Origin of the sequence: Herbaspirillum sp. BH-1 (assembly GCF_002870055.1) — a bacterium.
In the GTDB taxonomy this organism is placed as follows: Bacteria; Pseudomonadota; Gammaproteobacteria; order Burkholderiales; family Burkholderiaceae_D; genus Herbaspirillum; species Herbaspirillum frisingense.
In genome coordinates this window covers 1-23,551 of record NZ_PKOI01000008.1, presented here as the reverse complement: position 1 = coordinate 23,551, position 23,551 = coordinate 1, and the positions used below count along the sequence as shown (strand labels likewise).

Annotated in this window: 21 protein-coding genes; 13 read left to right on the top strand and 8 right to left on the bottom strand. The window is 64.5% G+C overall.

Translation table 11 applies throughout. From position 1 onward, the window contains the following. Positions 1-76 precede the first annotated feature (76 nt). The 3 genes from HBH1_RS12560 (at position 77) to HBH1_RS12550 (ending at position 2,642) form a co-directional block, all read left to right on the top strand. Positions 77-1,114 carry a methionine ABC transporter ATP-binding protein gene (locus HBH1_RS12560; RefSeq protein WP_102663021.1) on the top strand — a complete coding sequence of 346 codons (1,038 nt, stop codon included), beginning with the start codon at positions 77-79 and terminating at the stop codon, positions 1,112-1,114. Then, positions 1,104-1,757: a methionine ABC transporter permease gene (locus HBH1_RS12555; RefSeq protein WP_006713129.1), complete on the top strand. Its 654-nt coding sequence runs from the start codon at positions 1,104-1,106 to the stop codon at positions 1,755-1,757. Before HBH1_RS12560 ends, HBH1_RS12555 begins: the two co-directional genes overlap by 11 nt. An 87-nt stretch (positions 1,758-1,844) precedes the next feature. Next, positions 1,845-2,642 carry a MetQ/NlpA family ABC transporter substrate-binding protein gene (locus HBH1_RS12550; RefSeq protein WP_077236679.1) on the top strand — a complete coding sequence of 266 codons (798 nt, stop codon included), beginning with the start codon at positions 1,845-1,847 and terminating at the stop codon, positions 2,640-2,642. 137 nt (positions 2,643-2,779) lie between these two features. On the opposite strand, the gene ylqF is transcribed toward HBH1_RS12550, so the two are convergent. Continuing rightward, positions 2,780-3,742: a ribosome biogenesis GTPase YlqF gene (gene ylqF / locus HBH1_RS12545; RefSeq protein WP_102663020.1), complete on the bottom strand. Its 963-nt coding sequence runs from the start codon at positions 3,740-3,742 to the stop codon at positions 2,780-2,782. Positions 3,743-3,881: 139 nt separating this feature from the next. Then, positions 3,882-5,312, bottom strand: a complete 1,431-nt coding sequence (locus HBH1_RS12540; RefSeq protein ID WP_255411887.1) for an MFS transporter — start codon at positions 5,310-5,312, stop codon at positions 3,882-3,884. Positions 5,313-5,486: 174 nt separating this feature from the next. Here HBH1_RS12540 and HBH1_RS12535 point away from each other — a divergent pair, with 174 nt between their 5' ends. After that, on the top strand, positions 5,487-6,368 hold the full coding sequence (locus HBH1_RS12535) for a LysR family transcriptional regulator (protein ID WP_102663018.1): 882 nt from the start codon (positions 5,487-5,489) through the stop codon (positions 6,366-6,368). Positions 6,369-6,408: 40 nt separating this feature from the next. Here HBH1_RS12535 and HBH1_RS12530 read toward each other — a convergent pair whose 3' ends face one another. Then, positions 6,409-7,350 carry a histone deacetylase family protein gene (locus tag HBH1_RS12530; RefSeq protein WP_102663017.1) on the bottom strand — a complete coding sequence of 314 codons (942 nt, stop codon included), beginning with the start codon at positions 7,348-7,350 and terminating at the stop codon, positions 6,409-6,411. Positions 7,351-7,717: 367 nt separating this feature from the next. Between HBH1_RS12530 and mltB the strand changes: the two genes are divergently transcribed. From mltB to HBH1_RS12515, 3 genes are all read left to right on the top strand, one after another. After that, positions 7,718-8,896 (top strand): lytic murein transglycosylase B, encoded by a 1,179-nt coding sequence (gene mltB / locus HBH1_RS12525; protein WP_199181577.1) that lies wholly within the window; start codon positions 7,718-7,720, stop codon positions 8,894-8,896. A gap of 75 nt (positions 8,897-8,971) precedes the next feature. Then, a complete protein-coding gene (locus tag HBH1_RS12520) occupies positions 8,972-11,143 on the top strand; it encodes a TonB-dependent siderophore receptor (protein ID WP_102663015.1) in 2,172 nt (723 codons plus the stop codon). Between the two features lie 15 nt (positions 11,144-11,158). Then, entirely contained in the window at positions 11,159-12,370 is a 1,212-nt protein-coding gene (locus tag HBH1_RS12515) for a phosphotransferase enzyme family protein (RefSeq protein WP_102663014.1), read from the top strand. Positions 12,371-12,406: 36 nt separating this feature from the next. Here the strand turns inward: HBH1_RS12515 and HBH1_RS12510 are convergent, their stop codons facing one another. Beyond that, complete coding sequence (locus HBH1_RS12510) at positions 12,407-12,949, bottom strand: YaeQ family protein (RefSeq protein WP_102663013.1); 543 nt, start codon at positions 12,947-12,949, stop codon at positions 12,407-12,409. 163 nt (positions 12,950-13,112) lie between these two features. Here HBH1_RS12510 and HBH1_RS12505 point away from each other — a divergent pair, with 163 nt between their 5' ends. Together HBH1_RS12505 and HBH1_RS12500 are read left to right on the top strand one after the other, a co-directional pair. Further along, the gene (locus HBH1_RS12505) at positions 13,113-13,709 is read left to right on the top strand and encodes a DUF1415 domain-containing protein (protein ID WP_102663012.1); all 597 of its coding nucleotides are present in this window, start codon (positions 13,113-13,115) and stop codon (positions 13,707-13,709) included. 339 nt (positions 13,710-14,048) lie between these two features. Next, positions 14,049-14,396 (top strand): hypothetical protein, encoded by a 348-nt coding sequence (locus tag HBH1_RS12500; RefSeq protein ID WP_006713143.1) that lies wholly within the window; start codon positions 14,049-14,051, stop codon positions 14,394-14,396. A 92-nt stretch (positions 14,397-14,488) separates the two neighbouring features. Here the strand turns inward: HBH1_RS12500 and cysM are convergent, their stop codons facing one another. Further along, positions 14,489-15,391 carry a cysteine synthase CysM gene (gene cysM / locus HBH1_RS12495; RefSeq protein ID WP_006713144.1) on the bottom strand — a complete coding sequence of 301 codons (903 nt, stop codon included), beginning with the start codon at positions 15,389-15,391 and terminating at the stop codon, positions 14,489-14,491. A 312-nt stretch (positions 15,392-15,703) separates the two neighbouring features. Here cysM and HBH1_RS12490 point away from each other — a divergent pair, with 312 nt between their 5' ends. After that, the gene (locus HBH1_RS12490; protein ID WP_102663011.1) at positions 15,704-17,353 is read left to right on the top strand and encodes an isovaleryl-CoA dehydrogenase; all 1,650 of its coding nucleotides are present in this window, start codon (positions 15,704-15,706) and stop codon (positions 17,351-17,353) included. Between the two features lie 18 nt (positions 17,354-17,371). Here HBH1_RS12490 and HBH1_RS12485 read toward each other — a convergent pair whose 3' ends face one another. After that, complete coding sequence (locus tag HBH1_RS12485; RefSeq protein ID WP_102663010.1) at positions 17,372-19,213, bottom strand: hypothetical protein; 1,842 nt, start codon at positions 19,211-19,213, stop codon at positions 17,372-17,374. A gap of 197 nt (positions 19,214-19,410) precedes the next feature. Here HBH1_RS12485 and HBH1_RS12480 point away from each other — a divergent pair, with 197 nt between their 5' ends. Further along, positions 19,411-19,788, top strand: coding sequence for a hypothetical protein (locus tag HBH1_RS12480; protein WP_102663009.1), 378 nt, complete (start codon positions 19,411-19,413; stop codon positions 19,786-19,788). On the opposite strand, the gene HBH1_RS12475 is transcribed toward HBH1_RS12480, so the two are convergent. Then, positions 19,782-20,624, bottom strand: coding sequence for an AraC family transcriptional regulator (locus HBH1_RS12475; RefSeq protein WP_102663008.1), 843 nt, complete (start codon positions 20,622-20,624; stop codon positions 19,782-19,784). The genes HBH1_RS12480 and HBH1_RS12475 overlap by 7 nt on opposite strands. A gap of 91 nt (positions 20,625-20,715) precedes the next feature. Between HBH1_RS12475 and HBH1_RS12470 the strand changes: the two genes are divergently transcribed. Then, positions 20,716-21,948, top strand: coding sequence for an MFS transporter (locus HBH1_RS12470; protein WP_102663007.1), 1,233 nt, complete (start codon positions 20,716-20,718; stop codon positions 21,946-21,948). 112 nt (positions 21,949-22,060) lie between these two features. On the opposite strand, the gene HBH1_RS12465 is transcribed toward HBH1_RS12470, so the two are convergent. Beyond that, entirely contained in the window at positions 22,061-22,744 is a 684-nt protein-coding gene (locus HBH1_RS12465; protein WP_102663006.1) for a PEP-CTERM sorting domain-containing protein, read from the bottom strand. A 578-nt stretch (positions 22,745-23,322) separates the two neighbouring features. On the opposite strand from HBH1_RS12465, the gene HBH1_RS12460 reads away from it, so the two are divergent. Further along, the coding region (locus HBH1_RS12460) for a DUF3391 domain-containing protein (protein WP_146012850.1) at positions 23,323-23,551 on the top strand (229 nt) is incomplete at its 3' end.

Below are 23,551 nucleotides of genomic sequence, written 5' to 3'. Positions count from 1 at the left end.
ACCGCCCGCGCGTCTCCCTGAGGGGCTGTGCCGGGATGCCGGCACCCGGGGGCCCGCTGCCATTTCCGTTCCCATCATGATCGAAATACAAGCTGTCACCCAGCGATTCGGCAATGTCGAAGCGGTGCGCAACGTCGAACTGTCGATCCGCAAAGGCGAGGTCTTCGGCATCATCGGCCGCAGCGGCGCCGGCAAGAGCACGCTGGTACGCACCCTGAACCTGCTGAACCGCCCCACCTCCGGACGCATCATCCTGGACGGCCAGGACCTGACCACCTTGTCCTCGTCCCAGTTGCGCGAGGCCCGCCGTGGCATCGGCATGATCTTCCAGCATTTCAACCTGCTGTCCTCGCGCAGCGTCTACGACAATATCGCCCTGCCGCTGGAACTGGCCGGCAAGAGCAAGTCCGAGATCGCCGCCAAGGTGGAACCGCTGCTGGAACTGGTGGGCCTGACCGCCCTGCGCGACCGTTACCCGGCGCAGATTTCGGGCGGCCAGAAACAGCGCGTGGGCATCGCCCGCGCACTGGCCAACGATCCCAAGGTCCTGCTCTCCGACGAGGCCACCTCCGCGCTGGACCCGGAAACCACCCGCTCCATCCTGGAACTGCTGCGCAAGATCAACAAGGAACTGGGCCTGACCATCGTCCTGATCACCCACCAGATGGAAGTCATCAAGGACATCTGCGACCGCGTGGCGGTGATGGAAGCCGGCGAGGTGATCGAACAGGGCGAGGTGCTGGAGGTGTTCCGCCAGCCGCGCCATGAAGTCACCCGTGCCCTGATCGGCGACGTCATCGCCCACGAACTGCCCAAGGGTGTACTGGCGCGCCTGCGCGAGCGCCTGGACCGCGCCGACGCCGGTCAGGGCACCGACCACCTGTTCCGCTTCGCCTTCACCGGCAACGATGTGGACCAGCCGCATCTGTCGGAAGCGGTGCGCCGCTTCAACCTGAATTTCAACATCCTGCACGGCCAGATCGACGAGATCCAGGGCCAGGCCTTCGGCTCGCTGGCGATCCTCGCCAACGGCACCCAGGAAAACATCAACCAAGCCATGCAATACCTGCGCGAGCAGGGCGTCGTCGTCGAGGAGCTCAACCATGTCATCTGAACTGATCGATCTGTTCGTCAGCTCCTTCGGTGAGACGCTGATGATGGTGGTGATTTCCGGCCTGGTCGGTTCGCTGCTGGGCATCCCGCTGGGCATCGCCCTGCACATCACCGAAGACAAGGGCGTGCTGCCCAATGCGGTCTTCAACCGCGTCGCCGGCCTGCTGGTCAATGCAGTGCGCTCCACCCCCTTCATCATCCTGCTGGTGGCGGTGATCCCGATGACGCGTTTCTTCGTCGGTACCTCCATCGGTACGGCTGCCGCCATCGTGCCGCTGACCATTGCCGCTGCGCCCTTCATCGCCCGCCTGGTCGAGACCGCGCTGCGCGAGGTCGATCATGGCCTGGTAGAGGCCGCGCAAGCCATGGGTGCGAACACCTGGCAGATCATCTACAAGGTCTTGGTACCAGAAGCATTTGCTGGTATCGTCGCCGGTCTCACGATCACCTTCGTCAGCCTGGTCGGCTATTCGGCCATGGCCGGCGCCATCGGTGGTGGTGGCCTGGGTGACCTGGGCATCCGCTACGGCTACCAGCGCTTCCTGCCGGAAGTGATGCTGGCGGTGGTGCTGATCCTGATCGTGTTCGTGCAGTTGGTGCAATCCCTGGGAGACCTGCTGGTGCGCAAGCTCAGTCATCGCTGAGCACGCCAAGAGCGCCACGCGCAACCGGCATCGATAACACCGCGCAGCTATCCGCTGCGCATTTCAAAAAAGCTTGAAAGGAAAGTCATGAAGCGTCGTCAGTTGATTCAATTCATCGCAGGCCTGGGCCTGGCCGCCGGCCTGGTGTCGGCCCCCGCATTCGCGGAAGACCAGATCAAGATGGGCGTGACCGCAGGTCCGCATGCCGAGATCATGGAACAGGTCAAGAAGCTGCTGGAAAAAGACGGCGTGCAGATGAAGGTCATCGAATTCACCGACTACATCCAGCCCAACGCCGCCCTGGCCGCCGGCGACCTGGACGCCAACTCCTACCAGCACCAGCCCTACCTGGATGCGCAGATCAAGGATCGCGGCTACAAGTTCATCAGCGTCGGCACCACCATCACCTTCCCGATGGGCGTGTACTCCAAGAAGGTCAAGTCGCTCAACGACCTCAAGCAAGGCGCCCGTGTCGGCGTGCCCAACGACCCCACCAACGGCGGTCGCGCACTGCTGGTGCTGCAGGCCAAGGGCGTGATCAAGCTCAAGGCCGATGCCGGTCTGAAGGCCACCCCGCTGGACATCGTCGAGAACCCCAAGAAGGTCAAGATCATCGAACTGGATGCCGCCCAGCTGCCGCGTTCGCTGGATGACTTCGACGCTGCCGTCATCAACGGCAACTACGCCGAATCGGCCGGCCTGTCGCCGACCAAGGACGCCATCGCCGTGGAAGCCTCCACCGGCCCCTACGCCAATGTGCTGGCCATCCGCGCCGCCGACAAGGACAAGCCATGGGTCGCCAAGCTGGTCAAGGCCTACCACAGCCCGGAAGTGAAGAAGTTCGTGCTGGAAAAGTACAAGGGTTCCGTGATCACCTCCTGGTAATCCGCCTCCCCTGCATCATCCTTGCAGCAAACGAAAAGGCCAGCTTCGCGCTGGCCTTTTTGCTTTTCCGGAAGGGCAAATCATTTATATGATTTGAGCACGCCGGAAGGAAAGCCGACCGAGCGGCACAGGCGCACTCAGTCCTTGCGCTCCCGGTGATCCGGCGCATTGCGCCAGTCGTAATCCTCTTCCTCGTCTTCCTCATCCTCGGCCGGCAGGGCATCGGGGTTGTCGGTGGAACGGTAGGTCGCCAGCAGCTCGGCGCGCGACGCCGGGGTCTCCAGCGTGATGCGGCCCAGCGCGCCGCTGCGGTAATCCTGCAGGAAGGTATGCGCGGCCTTTTCGAAATCGTAGTCGCCACCCTTGAGACGAAAGCCGCGCTTGGCCGCCACGCCCTCCACCACGGCCACGCCATCCATGCCCTCGGGATTGAAGCCATAGCGCGCCTTGAGCAATTGCGGATAACGCTGCAGCAGCAGGTCGGCCAGGAAGGTGGCCACCTCTTCCTCGATCAGGGCGTTGCTGCCCACCGCATGGCTGGCGGCCAGCATCAGGCCATCGCTGGGGTGCTCGATCTTGGGCCACAGCATGCCCGGGGTATCGGTCAGGACCATGTTGTTGCCCAGATAGAGCCGCTGCTGGGTCTTGGTCACGGCCGGCTCGTCGCCGACTGCTGCCACGCGCTTTTTCAGCAAGGCATTCATCAGCGTGGACTTGCCCACGTTGGGGATGCCCATGATCATCATGCGCAAGGGCTTCAGGGCCGTGCCGCGGTGCGGGGCCACCTGCATGGCCAGCTTGGGCACGCGTGCCACGTCGGAGGGCTTCTTGCACGACAGCGCCACGGCGGTCACGCCCTTCTGGCTGTTGTAGTAGTCGATCCAGGCTTGCGTGGCCACCGGGTCGGCCATGTCGGTCTTGTTGAGGATCTTCAGGCAGGGACGCTGACGCGCATTGCGCAACTGCTCGATCATCGGATTGCAGCTGGCCTGCGGCAGGCGGGCATCGACCACTTCGATGACCATATCGACTTTTTCCATGCTCTCGGCGGCCTTGCGGCGGGCCGAGTTCATGTGACCGGGGAACCATTGGATGGACATGCGGGATTTCTTTCTGGTGCGTATTTCGTTGAAGGCGCTATTTTAAGGCCCTGCCCCGCCAATCCCTAACAAATCCCCAATAAAACAGCCTGCCGCGCACAAGTCGGGGCAGGCTGTTGGACGGGGAACAACACCGCGCTCAGGCGCGCCGGGTCACCCATTGCTCCTTGACAACACCCACGAAACGCCACACCAGCCACAGCGCCAGCCCGTAAGCGGCGGCCATCACGCCAAAGGCCAGGCCATTGCGCAGCCCCCAGCCGTTCACGCTGTGCAGGATGGCGCCCATCAGGGCCACGCCGACCAGTGCACCGATCTGGCGATTGGCGTTCAGGGCCGCCGCCGCGCTGTTGGCGTGGGCCTTGCCGGCCACCTGCATCACCACCGTGGTCATGGCCGGGATGGCCGTGCTGATGCCCAGGTTGGCTGCAGCGCAGACCACGGCCAGCACCCAGTAGGGCGTGTCCGGGCGGAAGCTCATCGCCACCGCAGTAAACACCGTACCCACCGACAAACCCAGCAACAGCGGCACGCGCGGTCCCCAATGCGCGGCCATGCGGCCCGACATCAGGTTGCCGAAGAACACCACGGCCATCATCGGCACCAGTTGCAGGCCGGTCTGCAGGGCATCGGCGCCGCGCCCCTGCTGCAGGAACAGCGCCAGGTAGAACAGGTTGCCGTAGATCCCGAAATTGATCATGAAGCCGATGCCATTGGCGGCCGCAAACTGCGGCGTGGCGAACAGGGCCTTGGGCAGCAGCGGTGCCACGCCACGCAGTTCGTGGCGCACCAGGGCCACGGCGGCCAGCACTGCCACCGCCAGCCCGGCCAGGATGCGCGGCGAGCTCCAGCCATAGACCGGCCCCTGGATCAGCACAAAGGATAGCCCGGCCAGCATCACCACTCCGGCCAGGTGGCTATACAGATGCAGGGCACGGGCCTGCCCGGCCACCTGCGGGATGAGCTTCCTGGCCATCAACAGGCCCACCAGCCCGACCGGCACGTTGATGAGGAAGATACTGCGCCAGCCCAGCCAGTGGATCAGTACGCCCCCCACCAGCGGACCGATGGCGGCGGCCAGGCCGACCGTGGCCGACCACACGCCCAGCATGCGGGCGCGCACGCGGTCATCCTCGTAGACGTGACTGAGCAGGCTCAGCGAACTCGGCATGAAGAAAGCCGCACCCAGCCCCTGCAGCAGGCGTGCTGCCACCAGGAAAGGACCATTGGGCGCGGCCCCACACAGCAACGAGGCCAGCACGAACAGGAAAAGGCCGGTCAGGTACAGCTTGCGCGCGCCGAAGCGGTCGGCCAGCGCACCGCCCACCAGCAGCATCGCGGCAAAGGTCAGGGTATAGCCATCCACGATCCAGACCAGGGTGGACAGCGGTGCATCGAGACTGGTGGAGATATTGGAGAGACCGACGTTGACCACCGTCACGTCCAGCATGGCCATGACGAAACCGATGGCCAGCGCTACCAGTGGCAGCAAGCCAGCCCGATGGGGTAAAGCGGTGACAGGGGGATGGCCGGCGGGTGCCGGGCCAAGGGGACGAGGAACGGAAGACATGACATTCTTTCTGCGCGAACGGCGCAAGGGAGAGCGGCAGACCCGCTGCCGGTACCCCCGGGGCGAGTGACGATGGATGGATTCTAGGCGTTCGCTGCAATGCAATAAAGAGGTATAAAATCAGCGGGCTGATGCAAATCTGCATCAGCTCATCTACCCGGAAAGCACATCCTCATGGACTGGGACAACGCCCGCATCTTTCTCGCCATCTACCGCGTTGGTACCCTGCGCGGTGCAGCCGAGCACCTGGAGATCGACCAGGCCACGGTCGGCCGGCGCCTGGCCGCGCTGGAAAAATCGCTGGGCGCGCGCCTGTTCCTGCGCACCCCGGGTGGCTACGTGCCCACCCCTGCCGGCGAACTGGCCGCCACCGCCGCCAGCCAGATGGAGCAAGGCGCCGAGCAACTGCAGCGGCAGATGCAGGGAATCGACGAGCGCCTGTGCGGCGTGGTGCGGCTGGCCGCCACCGACATCACGGCGCGCCACTTCCTGTTGCCGGCCCTGAAGCGGCTGCGGGAATCCCATCCCACCATCAAGGTGGTGCTCACCACCTCCACCCAGTTGAGCAACCTGACCAAGCGCGAAGCCGACATCGCCGTGCGCACGGTGCGCCCGGACGCGCCGGACCTGATCACGCGCCATCTCAAGCGGCTGCACAAAGGCATGTATGCGTCCAAAGCCTATGTGAAAAAGCGGGGGCGGCCCGAATCCGGCAGCGGTTTGAAGGGGCATGACGTCGTGATCTACCCGTACAGCATCTCGCCGAACAAGTCCGAACAGATCTGTGGTGAATCCATCGTCCATGCCAACGTGGCCATGGAAGTCAGTACCGGGCTGGTGATGTACGACTGCCTGCAGGCGGGATTCGGGATCGGCGAACTGCCCATCCATGTGGGCGACGCTGCCAGCGGGCTGGTGCGCATCTGGCCGGAACGGGCCACGCCCTACGACATGTGGCTGGTCCTGCACAGCGACCTGAACCGTACCGCCCGGGTGCGGGCGGTGGCCGATGCGATCATCGCGGCCTATGAGGCCTACGAGCCCCACCCGGCCTAGCGCGCCAGCAAATCCTCGCCGCGCGCGCGTGGCGCGTGGCTCACTCCAGGTCGGCCAACACCTTCAGGTGGGCCACCACGCTGCGCCCCAGCGCCGAGGGGCTATAACCTCCCTCCAGGCAGCTGACGATGCGGCCCTGGGCGTACTGGTCGGCGATCTTCATGATCTGCCGCGTGATCCAGGCGTAATCGGCCTCGACCAGCCCCATCTGGCCCATGTCGTCTTCGCGATGGGCATCGAAACCGGCCGAGATGAAGATCATCTGCGGCTGGTGCGCATGCAGCGCCGGCAGCCATTTCTCGGTGACCACCTGGCGCACCGCGCTGCCGTCCGAGTAGGCCGGCACCGGTACGTTGACGATGTGCAACTCGGTCGGGCCATCGCCGGAAAAGGGATAGAAAGGATGCTGGAAGAAACTCACCATCAGCACCCGTGGATCATGGGCAAAGATGTCTTCGGTGCCATTGCCGTGATGCACGTCGAAATCGATCACCGCCACCCGCTGCAGCCCGTGCACGTCGATGGCATGCCGGGCCGCCACGGCCACGTTGTTGAACAGGCAGAAACCCATGGCCTTGTCGTGCGTGGCGTGATGTCCGGGCGGACGCACGGCGCAGAAGGCGTTGTCCAGCTCGCCGGCCAGCACCGCATCGGTCGCCGCCACGGCCGCGCCGGCCGCACGCAGGGCCGCATTCCAGCTGTGCCGGTTGATCAGGGTCTCGCCATCGATGGAGTAATAGCGCTCGCCCGACAGGCTCAGCGCATGACTGTGTTCGCGCACGTAATCCACGGCCGCCGCCGTGTGTACCCGCTCCAGCTCGGCCGGATCGGCCAGCGGCGCTTCCCGGCGGTCGAGGAATTGATCGATGCGGCTCAGGATCAACTGATCTTCGATGGCCTCCAGACGAGCGGGGGCCTCGGGGTGCCAGTCGCCCATTTCGTGGCGCTGGCAGTCGGCGTGCGTATAGATGGCGGTGGTCATTATTGCTCTTGTTACTAACAGGCAAGCCGTGGCCGGCCGGGTTGTCTCATCGGGCTGGGGCCTGTTCACATTCAATCTACGAGTGCGAGAGGTCGCCAAGCGTTGACTGCCTAGGCGCAGCGACGCGCCGTAGTGGTGCTACGGCAAGGAGCTGCAACAACGGCAGGCGACGCTTGGCGGCCTCTCCCGGAGGGTTGGCGCCAGATTGAATGTGAACAGGCCCTAGTGTACATCCGCTGTCGCGTATCGTGTACGGGACGCAGCACCCAGCATGCACCAGCACGGGGCAAGGGGTCCGATGCGGTATACTTGCAGGCTTGTCCCGCCCCCTGCTCCGCTGACCAGATCGCTTCACCGCTTGCCGCTCATGCCCATCTCCCTGCCTCGCCTGACTTCGTCCCTCTCCACCCTGTTGCTCGCCGGCCTGTGCGCCCTGGCGCCGGCAGCGCATGCGCAGGACGGCAAGCCTGTGGAAAAGAAAACCCAGAAGAAGCCGGCAGACAAAAAAGCCGGCAGCGACAAAACCAAACCCAAGGCCAAGCCGCCAGCAAAATCGGCAGCGAAGAAGAAAGTCGTGGCAGACGACCAGGGCGAGTTCGTCAACTTCAATGACTGGAAGGACGTCGGCCGCTTCATCGACGAAATGGTCGAGCGCAACCAGTTCCAGCGGGGCGACCTCAACGATCTCTTCGCCAAGACCCGTTATGTGGACAGCGCCATCCAGCTGATCAAGCCGGCCCCCAGCACCAAGCCCAAGAACTGGAGCGCCTATCGCGCCCGCTTCGTGGAACCGGTGCGCATCAATGCCGGCGTCGAGTTCTGGAACACCTATGGCGTGGCGCTGGCGCGGGCCGAGGCGCAATACGGCGTGCCGATGGAAATCATCGTCGGCATCATCGGCGTGGAAACAGTGTACGGCCGCAATACCGGCAACTTCCGCGTCATGGATGCGCTCACCACGCTGGCCTTCGATTATCCCAACACGCCCAATCGCGAGGCCCGCATGGCCTTCTTCCGCGGCGAGCTGGAAAACACCCTGCTGCTGGCTCGCGAGGCCGGCATCGATCCGCTGACGCTGCGCGGCTCCTATGCCGGCGCCATCGGCTGGCCGCAATTCATGCCCGGCAGCATCCGCGAATACGCGGTCGACTTCGATGGCGACGGCAAGATCGACCTGCGCAATTCGCCGGTGGACGCCATCGGCAGCGTAGCCCACTACCTGTCCGTGCATGGCTGGCAGCGCGGCGAACCGGTGGCCTTCCCGGTCACCGTCTCGGCCGACAACCTGCAATGGCAAGCCATGCTCAACCAGGGCCTGGAAGCCAAGTACAGCGAAGACCAGTTGCACGCGGCCGGCATCTCCACCCCGCCGCTGCCGGCCGGTCAGCGCTTCGGCCTGGTCGACCTGCAGAACGGCACCGGCCCGACCGAGTACTGGATCGCCACCAATAACTTCTACGCCATCACACAGTACAATCGCAGCTACTTCTATGCGATGTCGGTGGCCGACCTCGGCCGCGCCGTGGCCGTCGCCCGCAATCGCTGAGCCGGCGACCACGCTGGCCGATACGACGGAGCGCCCGGCGCTCCGGCTCTCCTACCCTCCACGATCAGAACCACCATGAAACGCATTGCACCCCTGGCCTCCACGCTGATGCTGACGCTGGCCGGCACCTCGCTCGGCCTGTCGGCCACTGCCCGCGCCGCCGATGTCGGCGACGACAAGGGCGAAGCGCTGCCCACGGTCAACGTCACCGCCAGCGGGACGACCAGGGATGGCGCGCGCCCTCGATCAGCCGCCGTGGCCGGTTTCGACGATGCACCGCTGCTGGATACCCCGGCCTCGGTGGCCGTGGTCACGGCCGCGCAGATGCGTGACCAGCAATCGCGCCTGCTCTCGGACGTGGTCAAGAACGATGCCGCCATCAACGAGAATTACGCTCCGGTGGGCTATTACGAGAACTTCAGCATCCGTGGCGTGACGCTCGACCCGGCCAGCGCCTATCGCATCGATGGCCTGACGGTGACCGGCGAACAGAATATCGCGCTGGAAAACAAGGAACGCGTCGAATTCCTCAAGGGCGTGGCGGGCCTGCAGGCCGGTGTCAGCAGCGCCGGCGGCATCGTCAATTACGTGACCAAGCGCCCGGCCGATGTGCGCTCGATCACCCTGGGTACCGATTCCTACGGCTCGCGCTACCTGGCCACCGACCTGGGCGTGCTCTTCGGCGAACAGAAACAGTTCGGCCTGCGCATCAACGCCGCGCATGAAGACATCCATTCCTACGTCGACCATGGCGATGGCTGGCGCGACTTTGCCTCGCTGTCGGCGACCTGGGCGCTATCCTCCAAGACCCTGGTGCAGTTCGATGCCGAATACCAGCAGAAGGCACAGCACTCGGTGGCCGGCTACCAACTGCTGGGCGGCACCACCCTGCCCTCGGGCGTCTCGCCCAAGACCATGCTGACGCCGCAATCGTGGGCGCAACCGGTGCGCGACAGTTCGCTGAACTACCGTTTGCGTGTGGATACCGAATTCAATGCCGACTGGCGCGGCTACGTGCAGGCCGGTCGCAGCCGGGCGGTGATCGATGATTACCTGGCTTTCCCGTATGGCAGCGGCAGTTTCGCCTCCACCACCTTCGGAGCCAATGGCGATTTCGATGTCTATGACTATCGCGTCCCCAATGACGAACGTCGCAATGACGAAGCGCAGGCGGTCATGATCGGCAAGTTCGCCACCGGCTGGCTGCAGCACGAGTTGACGCTGGGCCTGGCGATGTCGCGCCGGACCGTGGACAAGCCCGATGGCATCAGCGTGTTGGTGGGCGAGGGCAATATCTATACTGGCACACCGGAACTGGCGCCGGCCACCGATGTTCCCGGCCCGGCCTATCGCAACCTGGACAGCCGCCAGAAGGCACTCTTCTTCAGCGATCGCCTGCAGTTCTCCGAGCGCTGGCAAGCCATCGCCGGCGGCCGCCAGGTGTGGTTGAACGAGCAGGCTTTCGGCGCCGATGGCAGCACCACGCGCACCACCTCGCGCAACCTGTTCCTGCCGCAACTGGCACTGATCTTCAAGCCGCTGCAGAACCTCTTGGTCTATGGCAGCTATGCCGAGACGCTGACCCTGGGCAGCGCCGCGCCGTTCTGGGTCAGCAACTTCCCGACCACCTTGCCGCCTTCGGTGGCACGTCAGCTGGAAACCGGTGTGAAATGGGATGTCTCGCCTGACCTGGCACTGACGGCCGCCCTGTTCCGTATCCGCAAGGCCTACGAATACCAGCAGCCGGATTCCAGCGCCAGCGGCTTTACCTACGTCCAGCAAGGCCGCCAGACCAACACCGGCATCGAGCTGGGCGCCAGCGGCAAGCTCAGCCCGCGCCTGGCCGTTGGTGCCAGCGTGGCCGCTACCCGCGCACGCGCCAGCGATACCGGCACCGCCGCCTACGATGGCCAGCAGGTGGTCAACGTGCCGCGCCTGCGCAGCAGCGTCTATGCCGATTACGCGCTGCCCGGCGTGGAAGGCCTGAACCTGATGGGGAACTGGCTCTACAGCAGCAGCAAGCCCGCCACCCGCGATGGCAGCGTCAGCCTGCCGGCGGTACATGTCTTCAATGCCGGCCTGCGCTACCGCATGCGCATGGGCGGCCATACCGCCACCCTGCGCGCCAACATCGACAACCTCTTCGACAAGCGCTACTGGAAGGATGCCGGCCAGTACCTGGGCGACGGTTATGTGCACCTGGGTGCGCCGCGCACGGCGCGTCTGTCGCTGCAGTACGATTTCTGACCGGTTGCCGCGATCATGCAAGCCGCGTCGCACCATCTCACCCGCGTCATCAGCCATGGCATGGGCGCCGAGCCGGTCATCTCCGACTGGCCGGCGCTGACCTCCGCCGAGGTGGCCCGGGTGCTGCATCACTATCCCGAGGTCGGCCAGCCGCTGCGACTGGAGTGGCATAGCCCGCGCCCGTTCTCGGCGGCCTGCGTGATGCAGACCGCCAGCGGGCCCGTCATCGTCAAGCGCCATCATGCGCGGGTACGCGATGTCGACGCACTGGCCGAGGAACATCGCTTCGTGGCGCACCTGCAGGCGAACGGATTGCCGGTCAGCCCGGCGCTGGTCACCGCCGAGGGCGCCACCGCACTGGCCGACGAATACTGGACCTACGAAGTGTTTCCGCTGGCGCCGGGGGTCGACCTGTATCGTGAGGCGATGTCGTGGACGCCCTTCAGCAGCGGCCAGCATGCGCATTCCGCAGGCCACATGCTGGCACGACTGCACCAGGCCTCGGCCGGCTACGACGCGCCAGCGCGCCCGGCGCGTCCGCTGGTGTCGAGCTTCACCATCTTCTCGCAGGAAGACCCGGTGCGGCCCCTGCAGGCTTACATCGAACAGCGTCCGGCCATCGCCGATTACCTGGAAAACCGGCCCTGGCGGGGCGAGGTGGCACAGCACCTGCTGCCCTGGCACGCCGGATTGAAACCCTATCTGGATGAATTTGCGCCGCTGTGGACCCACAACGACTGGCATGCCTCCAACCTGCTGTGGAGCGATGCCACCGAGCAGGCGCAGGTGCAGACGGTACTGGACTTCGGCCTGTGCGACCGCACCTGCGCGCTGCACGACCTGGCGACCGCCATCGAGCGCAACATCGTCGAATGGCTGGCCATCCCGCAACGCCAGGTGCAGCTGGTGCACCTGGATCTGCTGGATGCGATGCTGGACGGATATGCCTCGGTGCTACCACTGAACGCGCGCCAGACACGCGCACTGGCGGCGCTGCTGCCGCTGGTGCATGCCGAGTTCGCGCTGGCCGAGCTGGATTACTTCCACGGCGTGACGCAGTCGCCGCAGAATGCCTCGCTGGCCTATGACACCTATTTCCTGGGCCACGCTGCGTGGTTCCACACCAGCGAAGGACAGCGCCTGCTGACGCATCTGCAGCATCGCGCCGATGCGCTGGAGCACAAGCCGGATAGCGCTTCCGCTGCGGTCAATCAGGCCGCGCGCTGAGGCACAGGCGCCACGTCGCGCAAGCCTGGTGGAGAATCAGGCAAAATCCTTGATCGTTTCCGGTTCGATCAACACCATGTCTTCATTGGCACCCAGCCAGACCTGACCATCCTGGATCGTGCATTGCAATTGCATGGTGCGTTGGGCCAGCGCCGCCAGGGCCTGGCTGGCCTCGGCCGGGATATTGACCACCTTCAGGTTCTTGGCGCGCTCCACGCGGCTGCCGGTCTGGTTCCACCAGATGTTGGACACGCTGCTGTAGCTATACACCAGCACCCGGTCGGCGCGGCCACAGGCCTTGAGGATGGCGCGGTCATCGGGCTGGCCGACTTCGACCCAGAGTTCGATGGCGCCGGTCAGGTCCTTCTGCCACAGGTCGGGCTCGTCGGTATCGGAGAGTCCCTTGCCGAAGGCCAGTGACTCGCTGGCGTTGAGGGCGAAGGCCAGCACCCGGATCATCATGCGCTCGTCGGTCTCGGAAGGATGGCGGGCAATGGTCAGTGCGTGTTGCTGGTAGTAATGCCGATCCATGTCGGAGATCTGCAGGTCAGCCTTGAAGATGGTGGATTTGAGCGCCATGGAATGTGTCTTGTACTTGCAAAGGAAATGCAGAGCCGCCGTTACGGGGCCGCCGCCAAAGGTTGGCAAGCATAGCCGATCTGGCCGGTGCGTGGGCATTTGTGGCGGCTTGGGCTGGCCCGCGGCTGCCCGTGTCCGCCTGCCCATGCGACAATGCCGCCCCATGAACGCCACCTCCGCCTCCCCTGCCACCGAGCCCCCCTTCAGCGACGACGACGTCATCGCCCTCACCCGCGCCTGGCTGGAACAGGCCGTCATCGGCCTGAATCTTTGTCCCTTTGCCAAGTCGGTCCATGTGAAGGACCAGGTCCGCTACCACGTCAGCCAGGGCCAGGACTGGGACAGCCTGGCGGCCGATCTGGAACAGCAATTGGCCTTTCTGGCAAAGACCGACCCGGAACAGGTGGACACCACCCTCTTCATCATTCCGCTCGCATTAGCTGACTTCCACGAATACAACGACTTCCTGGATTGGGCCGATCGCATCCTGGAACGACTCGAGCTCGACGGCGTGCTGCAGATCGCCAGCTTCCACCCGGACTACCAGTTTGCTGACGCGCAACCCGACGATATCGAGAACTACAGCAATCGCTCGCCTTTTCCCATCCTCCATCTGTTGCGAGAAAACAGCATCGACAGGGCCGTGGAAGCCTACCCTGATGCCTCCGCCATCTTCGATAAAAACAGGGTTACCTTGCGGAAATTGGGGCTAACTGGCTGGAACATGCTGCCATTTGTCGTATCAAAACGGCAACGCTAGCAATTCTTCGAGGAATGCTGTTAATATCTGTTACAAATTCGGGCATGAGTTTCTGCAACTATTGTGGAATAGAATTTTCTGACTGCATGAAAAATGTGCAATTATTTCTATATAGACATAGAATTATTGTTGTGCTGCCTCAAGCGCACTTGGTCAGAGAACAGAGAACTTGATAAGCGTTGTTTTGAAGTCGTTCTTTGATAGGGCTTTCGTTATCCTGCAGAAAAAGGCATCGCCTTGGCTCTCAGATACCGTCAGTCGCGTTTTGCAGTTTTACAAACAATTAATGCATAGGCGCAAAGCCTTCCACAAACATCTGCATAATGGAACGTCCCGATCATGACTACCAACGATACTGCTGAAACCAACTCCATTTCCGATCATGTCAACTACGATCCGAACCATCTGCTGGATGCGTTGATCGAGAAGCTGCACCTGAAGAATGACGCAGCCCTGTCACGCGCGCTGGAAGTGGCACCACCGGTGATCAGCAAGATTCGTCACCGCCGCCTGCCGGTGGGTGCATCGCTCTTGATCCGCATGCATGAAGTCAGCGAGCTGTCCATTCGCGAGCTGCGCGAACTGATGGGTGATCGCCGCGAAAAATTCCGCATCAGCGACAAGCAGTTCAAGCCGAAGCCAGGTGCTGCCCCTGGCGCTGCGCCGACCGCCGGTTCGCCGGAGTAGGCAACGGCCCGGGACCTGGTCCCGACTGTGCGACAAAAACAAAACGGAGCCATTGGCTCCGTTTTGCATTGCGCGTCATGCGTCGGCCGGCATCAGGCCGGGAACACCCCGGTAGAGAGATAGCGGTCGCCGCGATCGCAGACGACGAAGACGATGGTCGCGTTCTCCAGCTGGTGCGACAGCCGCACTGCCACCTCACAGGCACCAGCGGCCGAGATGCCGCAGAACAGCCCCTCGGTCACGGCCAGCTTGCGGGCCATGTTCTCGGCATCGGCCTGACTGACCGATTCGGTCTGGTCCACGCGGGAACGGTCGAAAATCCTGGGCAGGTAGGCCTCGGGCCACTTGCGGATGCCCGGAATGGACGAGCCCTCTTCCGGCTGGGCACCGACGATCTGCACCTGCGGGTTCTTTTCCTTCAGATATTGCGACACCCCCATGATGGTTCCGGTCGTGCCCATGGCACTGACGAAGTGGGTGATGCTGCCCTTGGTATCGCGCCAGATTTCGGGACCGGTGGTCTCGTAGTGGGCCAGCGGATTATCCGGGTTGGCGAACTGGTCCAGGATCAGGCCTTCACCGTTCTTCTGCATCTGCTCAGCCAGGTCGCGGGCGTATTCCATGCCGCCGCTCTTGGGCGTGAGCACGATACGCGCGCCATACGCCGCCATGCTCTGGCGGCGCTCCTCGGAGAGGTTCTCCGGCATCAGCAGCACCATCTTGTAGCCACGCATGGCCGCCACCATCGCCAGCGCGATACCGGTATTGCCGCTGGTGGCTTCGATCAGGGTGTCGCCGGGCTTGATCTGGCCACGCGCCTCGGCGCGGGTGATCATGGAATAGGCGGCACGGTCCTTGACCGAACCCGCCGGGTTGTTGCCTTCGAGCTTGCCGAGGATGATGTTGTTGCGGCGCCGGGCTTCATCGCCGCCGATGCGCGGCAACTGGATCAGCGGGGTATTGCCGATGGTGGATTCGATGGTCGGATAAGACATCTGCTGGGCTTCCTTGCGCAGCCGTGCACACGCACGGGGGCGATCTTTGGTCGAAACAAGCATTCTAATATGACTGCAACGCATGTGCCGGCGACGCCACCTAACAAGATGCTTATATGGATATAGCCAAAACATCGTAGGGATGACCAGGCAGGATCCGGGCGGGGCAGTCGTCGCAAGGGGCAAGGAAGGCAAAAGCCTGCAACGGTTCCCAAGTCCAGCAAATACGCGCACACTGCCACCTATCAAAGTGCACAAAAAAGCGGGCGAAGCCGCCCCGTCAACACAGCTGTGCGCGTTTTCGGAGACGCCATGCACACCCACGAGATCAGCAACCAGGTCCCGGACCTGCACGACTACAACCTCTACCGCAGCGACGCCGCCCTGGTCGCGGCCGTCCGGCGCGAAGGCGCCCACTGGCACGACTGCACCCTGGCCAGCCAGGGCGAGGCGCTCGGCAGCGCCGAGATGATGCAGCTGGCCGAACTGGCCAATCGTCACACCCCCGTATTGCAGACCCACGACCGCACCGGCCATCGCATCGACGTGGTCGAGTTCCACCCGGCCTGGCACACCCTGCTGGAACAGCTGCGCCGCGCGGGCCTGCACGCCCTGCCCTGGATGCAGCCGGGCGACGGCGCCCACGTCGCCCGCGCTGCCGGCTACTTCCTGCACGCGCAGATCGAGGCCGGGTCGCTCTGCCCGACCACCATGACCTTCGCCGCGATCCCGGTGCTGCAGCAGGAACCGGCCCTGTTCGAACAATTGCGCACGCGCCTGTTCTCGCGCGAGCACGACGCCCGCGACCTGCCGATCACGCACAAGCGCTCCATCCTGATCGGCATGGGCATGACCGAGAAACAGGGCGGCTCCGACGTGCGCAGCAATACCGCCATCGCCATGCCGGCCGATCCGCTCAATGACGGCCGCGGCACGGCCTATCTGCTGTCGGGGCACAAGTGGTTCTTCTCGGCGCCGATGTGCGATGCCCACCTGATGCTGGCGCGCACCGAGAACGGCCTGTCCTGTTTCTTCGTGCCGCGCTGGTTGCCCGATGGCACGCGCAACCCCATCCTCGTCCAGCGGCTCAAGGACAAGCTCGGCAATCGCTCCAACAGCAGCAGCGAGATCGAATTCGAGGAAGCCATGGGCATCATGGTCGGTGCCGACGGGCGTGGCATCACCACCATCATCGAGATGGCCAACCATACCCGCCTGGATTGCGTCATCGGCAGCGCCGCGCTGATGCGCCAGGCCCTGGTGCAGGCGATCCACCACGCCCGCCATCGCAGCGCCTTCGGCCGCCTGCTGGCCGAACAGCCGCTCATGCGCAACGTCCTCTGCGACCTGGCCCTGGAAAGCGAAGCCGCCACCATGCTCATGCTGCGCCTGGCGCACGCCTTCGATGCCCCGGACGACCCGTTGCAGCGGGCCTGGAAACGCATCGTCACGCCCGCCGCCAAGTTCTGGATCTGCAAGCGTGCCCTGGAATTCAGCGGCGAATGCATGGAAGTCTGGGGCGGCAACGGCTACGTGGAGACCGGGCCGATGGCGCGCCTGTACCGGGAGGCGCCGGTCAATTCGATCTGGGAGGGTTCGGGCAATGTGATGTGCCTGGATGTGCTGCGCGCCATTGGCCGTGAAACGCAAGGTTTCCAGCTGCTGCTGCAGGAACTGGAGGACGCGGCCGGCGCGCATGATTCGCTGGCGCAGCGCGTGAACGCCCTCAAGCAGATGCTGCAGGCACCCGAGGAAGAACGCGAGGCCTGCGCCCGACGGCTGGTACAGCACCTGGTGCTGGCCCTGCAGGGCATGCTGATGCTGCGCCACGCCCCTGCCGGCTCGGCCGAGGCCTTCCTTGCCAGCCGTGGCGAAGGCGATGGCGGCCGGGTCTACGGCACGCTGGCAGGCCACAGTCTGCCGGCCCAGCAAGCCATCCTGCAGCGCGCCTGGCCGGGCTGATCCCGGCCCCCACCCGGTTCAACCCGGCAGGGATGGCAGCGACGGCATCAGGGGGCTGCGTTCGCCCCAGGCCACGAAGAGCTTGCCACGGCGCGTGCGCAGGCGGCGCTGCTTCATGGCCGAATAGACCAGCTCGGACAGGGTGCGCTGCTCGGCCGCACTCATCGTCAGTGACATGCGGTACATGCGCAGCAGCATCAGGGCATTGTTCATGAAGGCGTTGTCGGCCGCGTCACTGCGCGCCAGCGCCGCCATCTGCGCCGCCAGGGTCAGGTTGCGCGCGCCCTCGGCCGCTGCCGCTGGCAGTGGCTGCCTCATGGAAGGCGCGTCCTGCAGCGCGATGCGTTCCAGCACCATCCGATAAGTGGCTTCCAGCTCGCTGCTCTCTCCCGCACTCTCGCCCAACGGTACTCCGGCCAGGCCGGCCAGCAGTTTTTCCAGGGCGCTGAAGCTGCTCACATGACCGCTCAGGTCGCCGTCACGCCAGCCGCCGCCGGCCGGGTCGAGCAGCCACGCCAGGAAACCATGGTCCAGCCGGGTCATGCTGGCGGCACGGCTGGTCAGCAGGCGCTGGGCGATGGCGGCCTCCTCACTGCTCATGCGGCCTGCCTGCGCCAGCGATGCCGCACCCGCCTGCCCGCTGGAAGCGCCGCCGTAGGAAGCCGGACCGCCGGCGCGTGCCTGCCGATAGGTGGCCAGATCCCGGGCCAGTGCATCCACCTCGTCCAGCGCCATCCCGTTGGCCTGGGCATAGGCATAGGCTTCGGCCAGCAGGCGCCGGTCGCCATAGGCCAGGAAATCGCGGCTGGCCACACCGGCCGTGGCGCGTCGCACCGGCGTGGGTTCATCCTCGCGCCGCAGCACCCCGAAGACCCGTTGCAGCAGGACCAGATAGGCGCTGTCCTGCACGCTGTGGGCGGCATTGTTGACCTGGATCAGGTCGGCCAGGCGCGGAGCGGCGGCGATCAGTTCGGCCAATGACGGCCCCAGGCGCGGCAGCATCAGGCCACGGATGACACCGCCGGCCAAGGCCAGCGGTCCCAGTGGCAGCACCAGCGTTTCCAGCATGCGCGCCAGGTCGATCTGCTGTTGCGGCGGCAACGGCGCCTGCGGCTGCAACTGGTAGAGGTCCAGGTATTGCTGCAGCAACTGGGCGTAGTTGTCGGGATAGGCGGTCTGCTCCAGGGCCGACAGACTGGCGTAGAACACCAGCGCTGCGGTGATGACCGGCTTCCAGTCGCCGCTGTCGAGGGCGCGCTGGAACACCGGCGCCCAGAATTTCTGGTCCAGCTCGGTACGCTGGTTGGCGGCGGCGTAGCGTTCATTGATGGTGTAGGCGCCGCTCTCGTCATAGACGATGGCCGACAGCTCGGCCCGCGACCAGCCGGCAAACGGATTGGGCGCGCGACCATACAGGGCTTCGGTGGCCTGGCGCGCCTGGCTCAGGCGACGCGGATCGGACGAGGGCGGCACTTCGGCATCGGCCGCCGCAATCGCATCGGCCCCACGTCGCGCCGCGACCAGTCTCGCCTCGATGGCGAAGAGCGTATTGCGGGTGATCGGCAGCGTGGCGTCCAGCATCGCCTTCACCGCTGCCGGTGCACTGGCAGTGGCACCCTGCGCCGCTTCGGTGGAATCCACCGCCGCCGTGGTGACATGATCGACCGCCGTGGCCAGGGCCGCCATGAGCTTGCCCTGCGCCGACAGTGTCAGCGTCACGCCCTCATCGGGCGGCGCCAGCAGCGCCGTGGCACTGGCGGCCGTGCTCGCCGGTGGCGTATCGCCCCGGGGATGTTGCTGCGTGGTCAGTTGCGCGACGGCTTCGCGCGCCATGATGGCCAGATCGGTTTCCATCGCCATGTCCGCTCTCCTGGTTCGGAGTTCTCATGACTTGGTTACGGTAGAAAATCGACAATCTTTACACTTGCAAAGCGGCATCATCCAGGCGGGACGCGGCGTCTCGGGCGATCACGTTCTCTGCAGCACGTGGCAGTTCAGGATTTCTCCGATGCGCGGACGACGGGGCAAACGCTACAGTGAAGGCACAGGAGAACATCATGAACAAAGCCTACCCCGTCATCGCCATGATGACGCTCATGCTGGTGCTGCAAGCCCAGCGCAGCGAAACAGCAGCAGCGGCCAACGTCGCTGCGCTCGATATCTCGGTGGTGGTGGCGGAGAAATGCCGCATCGATTTCTCCGAGGGCAGCGCCGACTTCTTCCAGGTCTGCTCGGTGGGCGGGGGCGCCGCCAATGAGCGGGCCCAGCAGGTCACCGGCGCGGTCAGCGCACTGGCACCGCAAGATGATCCTTACTTCCTGGAACGCGACCCCGACCAGCCACAACGGCAAGCCAGCGCATCGGCCGGCCTGCCGGTGGTCAGCACGGCAGCGCCGGGCCGACGCGGCCCGCGGGTGGTGGTCATTCCCTACTGAAGCGCGCTGCGATCCTGCTCCGGCAGGGTGACGCGCCGCCTTTCCTGGCGTGGCTGGTAATGATTGGGTGAACTGCGCAGGGCCTTGCGGAACATGTTGGAAAAGGCGCTCTGGCTGCGATACCCCAGGGCCTGCGCTACCACGCCCACCGCATCGCCACGCGCCAGGCGCACCAGCGCTTCGCTCAGATGCACCTGCTGCACCCAGTGCCGGAACTGCAGGCCGGTTTCACGCGGAAACAGGCGAATCACCGTACGCACGCTGGCCCCACCCACCCCGGCCCAGTCGGCGAGTGCAAACTGCCGGCCCGGCTCGGCCAGGATGGCTTCGCAGATGGCCTGCAGGCGGCGGTCCTGCGGCCAGGGGATGGCCACCGGAATGGACGGCGCCCGCGCCAGCTCCGACATGATCAGAGCCGCCACATGACCGGCGCGGCTCTCCGGCTCATATTCCCTGGGCTCGGCCAGCGAGGCTAGAATCAGTTCGCGCAGCAAGACCGAGACTTCCAGCAAGCGGCACTGTTCACCGATCGCGCGCCCCTCGGCCTGGGCGATGTAGAGGGTGCGCATGCTGACCTTGCTCAGCATGCGGATTTCGTGCTCCACCATGGGCGGCACCCACAGGGCGCGTTGTGGCGGCACCAGCCACACCCCTTGCGGCGTGCGCACCTGCATCACGCCTTCCACTGCGTAGAGCAACTGGCCACGCGCATGCGAGTGGGCCGTCAGCAGGTCGCGATAGGCCAGCTCACGTGCAAACGCCACCACCGCACTGCGTGCCTGCTGGAAACTGTGCACCTCGGCACTGGGACTGACGGGCTTAAGCTGGGCCACCATGGCATTTAATCGCTAACAATTGGCATCATCATCAATAGATGCCAATGATACGCTTGCCTCCTCCTTTTTGTTCACGCGAACTGCTCATGTCATGACAAGTGCTACCGATCCCAACACCTCTGCCGCGTCCGCCGCCGCCACCCAGCCCGCCATCAGCGCTGCCCAGCCGCTGGTGATGAGCATCATCCTGGCCTGCGGCGGCGCCCACCTGATCAACGACATGATCCAGGCCCTGCTGCCCTCGATCTATCCCATGCTCAAGACGGGCTATGGGCTCAGCTTCACCCAGGTCGGGCTGATCACCCTGACCTTCCAGGTCACCGCTTCGCTGCTGCAGCCCTGGATCGGCATGTATACCGACCGCCACCCGCAGCCCTGGCTGCTGCCCACCGGTGCCGTCGCCACCCTGGTCGGCATCGTGCTGCTGGCGCTGGCCGGCAGCTTCAGCGCCTTCCTGGTGGCGGCGGCGCTGATCGGCATCGGCTCCTCCACCTTCCACCCGGAAGCCTCGCGCATCGCCCGCATGGCCTCGGGTGGGCGCTTCGGCCTGGCGCAATCGACCTTCCAGGTCGGCGGCAATGCCGGCTCGGCCTTCGGCCCGCTGCTGGCCGCCGCCATCGTGGTGCCCTACGGGCAAACCCACGTGGCCTGGTTCGTGCTGCTCTCGGTGCTGGCCATCCTGGTGCTGTCGCGGGTCTCGGCCTGGTATCGCAGCCACCTGGCCGCCGGCAAGGGCAAAGGCAAGGTGCTGGCCCGTCATCAGCTGCCGGCCTCGACCGTACGCCGCGCCCTGGTGGTCCTGTCGCTGCTGGTGTTCTCCAAGTACTTCTACATGGCCAGCTTCACCAGCTATTTCACCTTCTACCTGATCGAACGCTTCCAGATGTCGGTGGCGTCCTCGCAGCTCTACCTGTTCCTGTTCCTCGGGGCGGTGGCAGTGGGCACCTTCGTGGGCGGCCCCATCGGCGACCGCATCGGCCGCAAGCGGGTGATCTGGATCTCCATCCTTGGCGCGGCCCCCTTCGCCCTGATGCTGCCGCATGCCAACCTGTTCTGGACGGCGGTGCTGTCGGTGGTGATCGGCCTGATCATTTCCTCGGCCTTCGCCGCCATCGTGGTGTACGCCCAGGAGCTGGTGCCGGGCAAGGTGGGCATGATCGCCGGGGTATTCTTCGGCCTGATGTTCGGCTTCGGTGGCATCGGCGCGGCGCTGCTGGGCCACCTGGCCGACCTCTACGGCATCGCCTGGGTCTATGGCCTGTGCGCCTTCCTGCCGCTGGCCGGGCTGCTGACGGTGCTGCTGCCGGACGTGCGCGAGCACTGACGGCGGAGAAAACCCCTGACCCAAAACAAAAGCGCGCTGGCTTTCAGGCCAGCGCGCTTTTTTTGGACCGCTGCGGTTGGACGGTCGTGACGCTTCAGTCAGTGCCGCCAGATCAAGCCGCGCTCAGAGAGGCGGCGGAGACAGCGCGTGCATCGCCCTGGCGACGACGGCGCCAGGCCATTCCACCTACCAACGCCAGGCCTGCCAACAACATGGCGTAGGTCGACGGTTCCGGTACCGGGGCTACAGTGCGCAGAGCAGCGTTGGAATAGAACATGGTCAGGTTGGAGTAGCCCGGCACCTTGCCGCCATTGTTGGTCCAGTTGATGGCGAAGCTGCCACTCTGGGTCTGGCCGGCGGTGAGCACCAGGTTGTCGAACAGGAAGGAACCGGTGGCATTGCCCGCGTGGATACCCAGCACCAGGTCCATCTGCAGGCTCTTGCTGGAGGTGATGGTCCAGGTCCCGCTCTTGCTGTCGCTGCCCAGGGTGAAGTTGACGCTGATGTTGGAACCCAGCACCGAACCTGGGCTGCCGACGAGCGCGCCGGTCGAGTCGATCTTGTTGAGCAGGTTCCAGGTCCCGCCGCCGAAAGCGCTGCTGAAGAGCGAGCTCGTTCCGGAGGGGCCTGCCTGCGCATTGCCTACGGCAAAGGTGAAGTTGTCGGCCTTGTGAGCACTCAGGGTCACATCGTCGCGGCTGGCATTGGCCACGCTGGGGGCGCTCGGAGCGGCGCTGGCGCCCGAGCTGGCGATTGAACTGGCTACCATAAGGATGGCTGCAATCAGGGTTTTCATGGGTTCCTCTTTGTTGTCAATTCGACATTAATCTGAGAAGGATTTTAATCAAAAGACAACAAAAAGTTTAGCTAAATTTACAATCTTGTTTGCTCCTGACCACAAAGGATTGCCTCGCTGCAGCTTTTTGCCTGCCACCGCTCACCGGCCGGGAAAGTCGGCATCGTCAGCACCGGGTGGATCCGCTCACCGCCCTGCGCGGCGATGGCATTTCTTCCTGCTTTCAATTTTTCGGCGATTTAAGTCTCGCTTAATTTTCGACGCCTACAGTGGGCACATCGGGATCTCCTCTTTCCCCTTGTCCGCTGCGACGACATCCAGCGGATCTTTCAGGCCCGTCCATCCCCCCGGACGGGCCTTTTTTTCGTCCGTTACCCGTGCTTCTGGGTGTGGCGTCTTTGTCGGATTGCCGGCTGCAAGGCATTTGCAGGCAGCTCAACCGTTCACTTATGGTCTTTCGTATGAGATCATTAACAACTGGCAATCCTGACCAGAACTCAACGGCAACCTGCCGCCAGCCCGGGTCAGGGCGGGCCAAGCTAACCTGTTCCCCGGCGCGCCGGAGAGAAGTACGAGAAATGTTAAAGAAAATCAAGACGGAGGATCTGGTCCTCGGCATGTACTTCTGCGGCTTCGAGGCCGCATGGCTGGACCATCCGTTCTGGAAGAACAAGTTCCTGCTCAAGAACGAGAACGAGCTCAAGCAGGCCCATGCCAGTGGCATCGCCTACTGCTGGATCGATATTTCACGCGGCCTGGACGTGGCCGAACAGGCGCCCACGGACGCCCCCGAGGTGGGCGCAGAAC

Excerpts from the sequence above, each read along its gene's own strand:
- HBH1_RS12490 (WP_102663011.1), top strand. The coding sequence starts at position 15,704 with ATGCACACCCACGAGATCAGCAACCAGGTCCCGGACCTGCACGACTAC.
- cysM (WP_006713144.1), bottom strand. The coding sequence starts at position 15,391 with ATGTCTTATCCGACCATCGAATCCACCATCGGCAATACCCCGCTGATC.
- HBH1_RS12505 (WP_102663012.1), top strand. The coding sequence starts at position 13,113 with ATGAACGCCACCTCCGCCTCCCCTGCCACCGAGCCCCCCTTCAGCGAC.
- HBH1_RS12500 (WP_006713143.1), top strand. The coding sequence starts at position 14,049 with ATGACTACCAACGATACTGCTGAAACCAACTCCATTTCCGATCATGTC.
- HBH1_RS12530 (WP_102663017.1), bottom strand. The coding sequence starts at position 7,350 with ATGACCACCGCCATCTATACGCACGCCGACTGCCAGCGCCACGAAATG.
- HBH1_RS12475 (WP_102663008.1), bottom strand. The coding sequence starts at position 20,624 with ATGGTGGCCCAGCTTAAGCCCGTCAGTCCCAGTGCCGAGGTGCACAGT.
- HBH1_RS12470 (WP_102663007.1), top strand. The coding sequence starts at position 20,716 with ATGACAAGTGCTACCGATCCCAACACCTCTGCCGCGTCCGCCGCCGCC.
- HBH1_RS12465 (WP_102663006.1), bottom strand. The coding sequence starts at position 22,744 with ATGAAAACCCTGATTGCAGCCATCCTTATGGTAGCCAGTTCAATCGCC.
- HBH1_RS12485 (WP_102663010.1), bottom strand. The coding sequence starts at position 19,213 with ATGGCGATGGAAACCGATCTGGCCATCATGGCGCGCGAAGCCGTCGCG.
- HBH1_RS12555 (WP_006713129.1), top strand. The coding sequence starts at position 1,104 with ATGTCATCTGAACTGATCGATCTGTTCGTCAGCTCCTTCGGTGAGACG.
- ylqF (WP_102663020.1), bottom strand. The coding sequence starts at position 3,742 with ATGTCCATCCAATGGTTCCCCGGTCACATGAACTCGGCCCGCCGCAAG.
- HBH1_RS12535 (WP_102663018.1), top strand. The coding sequence starts at position 5,487 with ATGGACTGGGACAACGCCCGCATCTTTCTCGCCATCTACCGCGTTGGT.
- HBH1_RS12540 (WP_255411887.1), bottom strand. The coding sequence starts at position 5,312 with ATGTCTTCCGTTCCTCGTCCCCTTGGCCCGGCACCCGCCGGCCATCCC.
- HBH1_RS12550 (WP_077236679.1), top strand. The coding sequence starts at position 1,845 with ATGAAGCGTCGTCAGTTGATTCAATTCATCGCAGGCCTGGGCCTGGCC.
- HBH1_RS12515 (WP_102663014.1), top strand. The coding sequence starts at position 11,159 with ATGCAAGCCGCGTCGCACCATCTCACCCGCGTCATCAGCCATGGCATG.
- HBH1_RS12560 (WP_102663021.1), top strand. The coding sequence starts at position 77 with ATGATCGAAATACAAGCTGTCACCCAGCGATTCGGCAATGTCGAAGCG.
- mltB (WP_199181577.1), top strand. The coding sequence starts at position 7,718 with ATGCCCATCTCCCTGCCTCGCCTGACTTCGTCCCTCTCCACCCTGTTG.
- HBH1_RS12510 (WP_102663013.1), bottom strand. The coding sequence starts at position 12,949 with ATGGCGCTCAAATCCACCATCTTCAAGGCTGACCTGCAGATCTCCGAC.
- HBH1_RS12520 (WP_102663015.1), top strand. The coding sequence starts at position 8,972 with ATGAAACGCATTGCACCCCTGGCCTCCACGCTGATGCTGACGCTGGCC.
- HBH1_RS12480 (WP_102663009.1), top strand. The coding sequence starts at position 19,411 with ATGAACAAAGCCTACCCCGTCATCGCCATGATGACGCTCATGCTGGTG.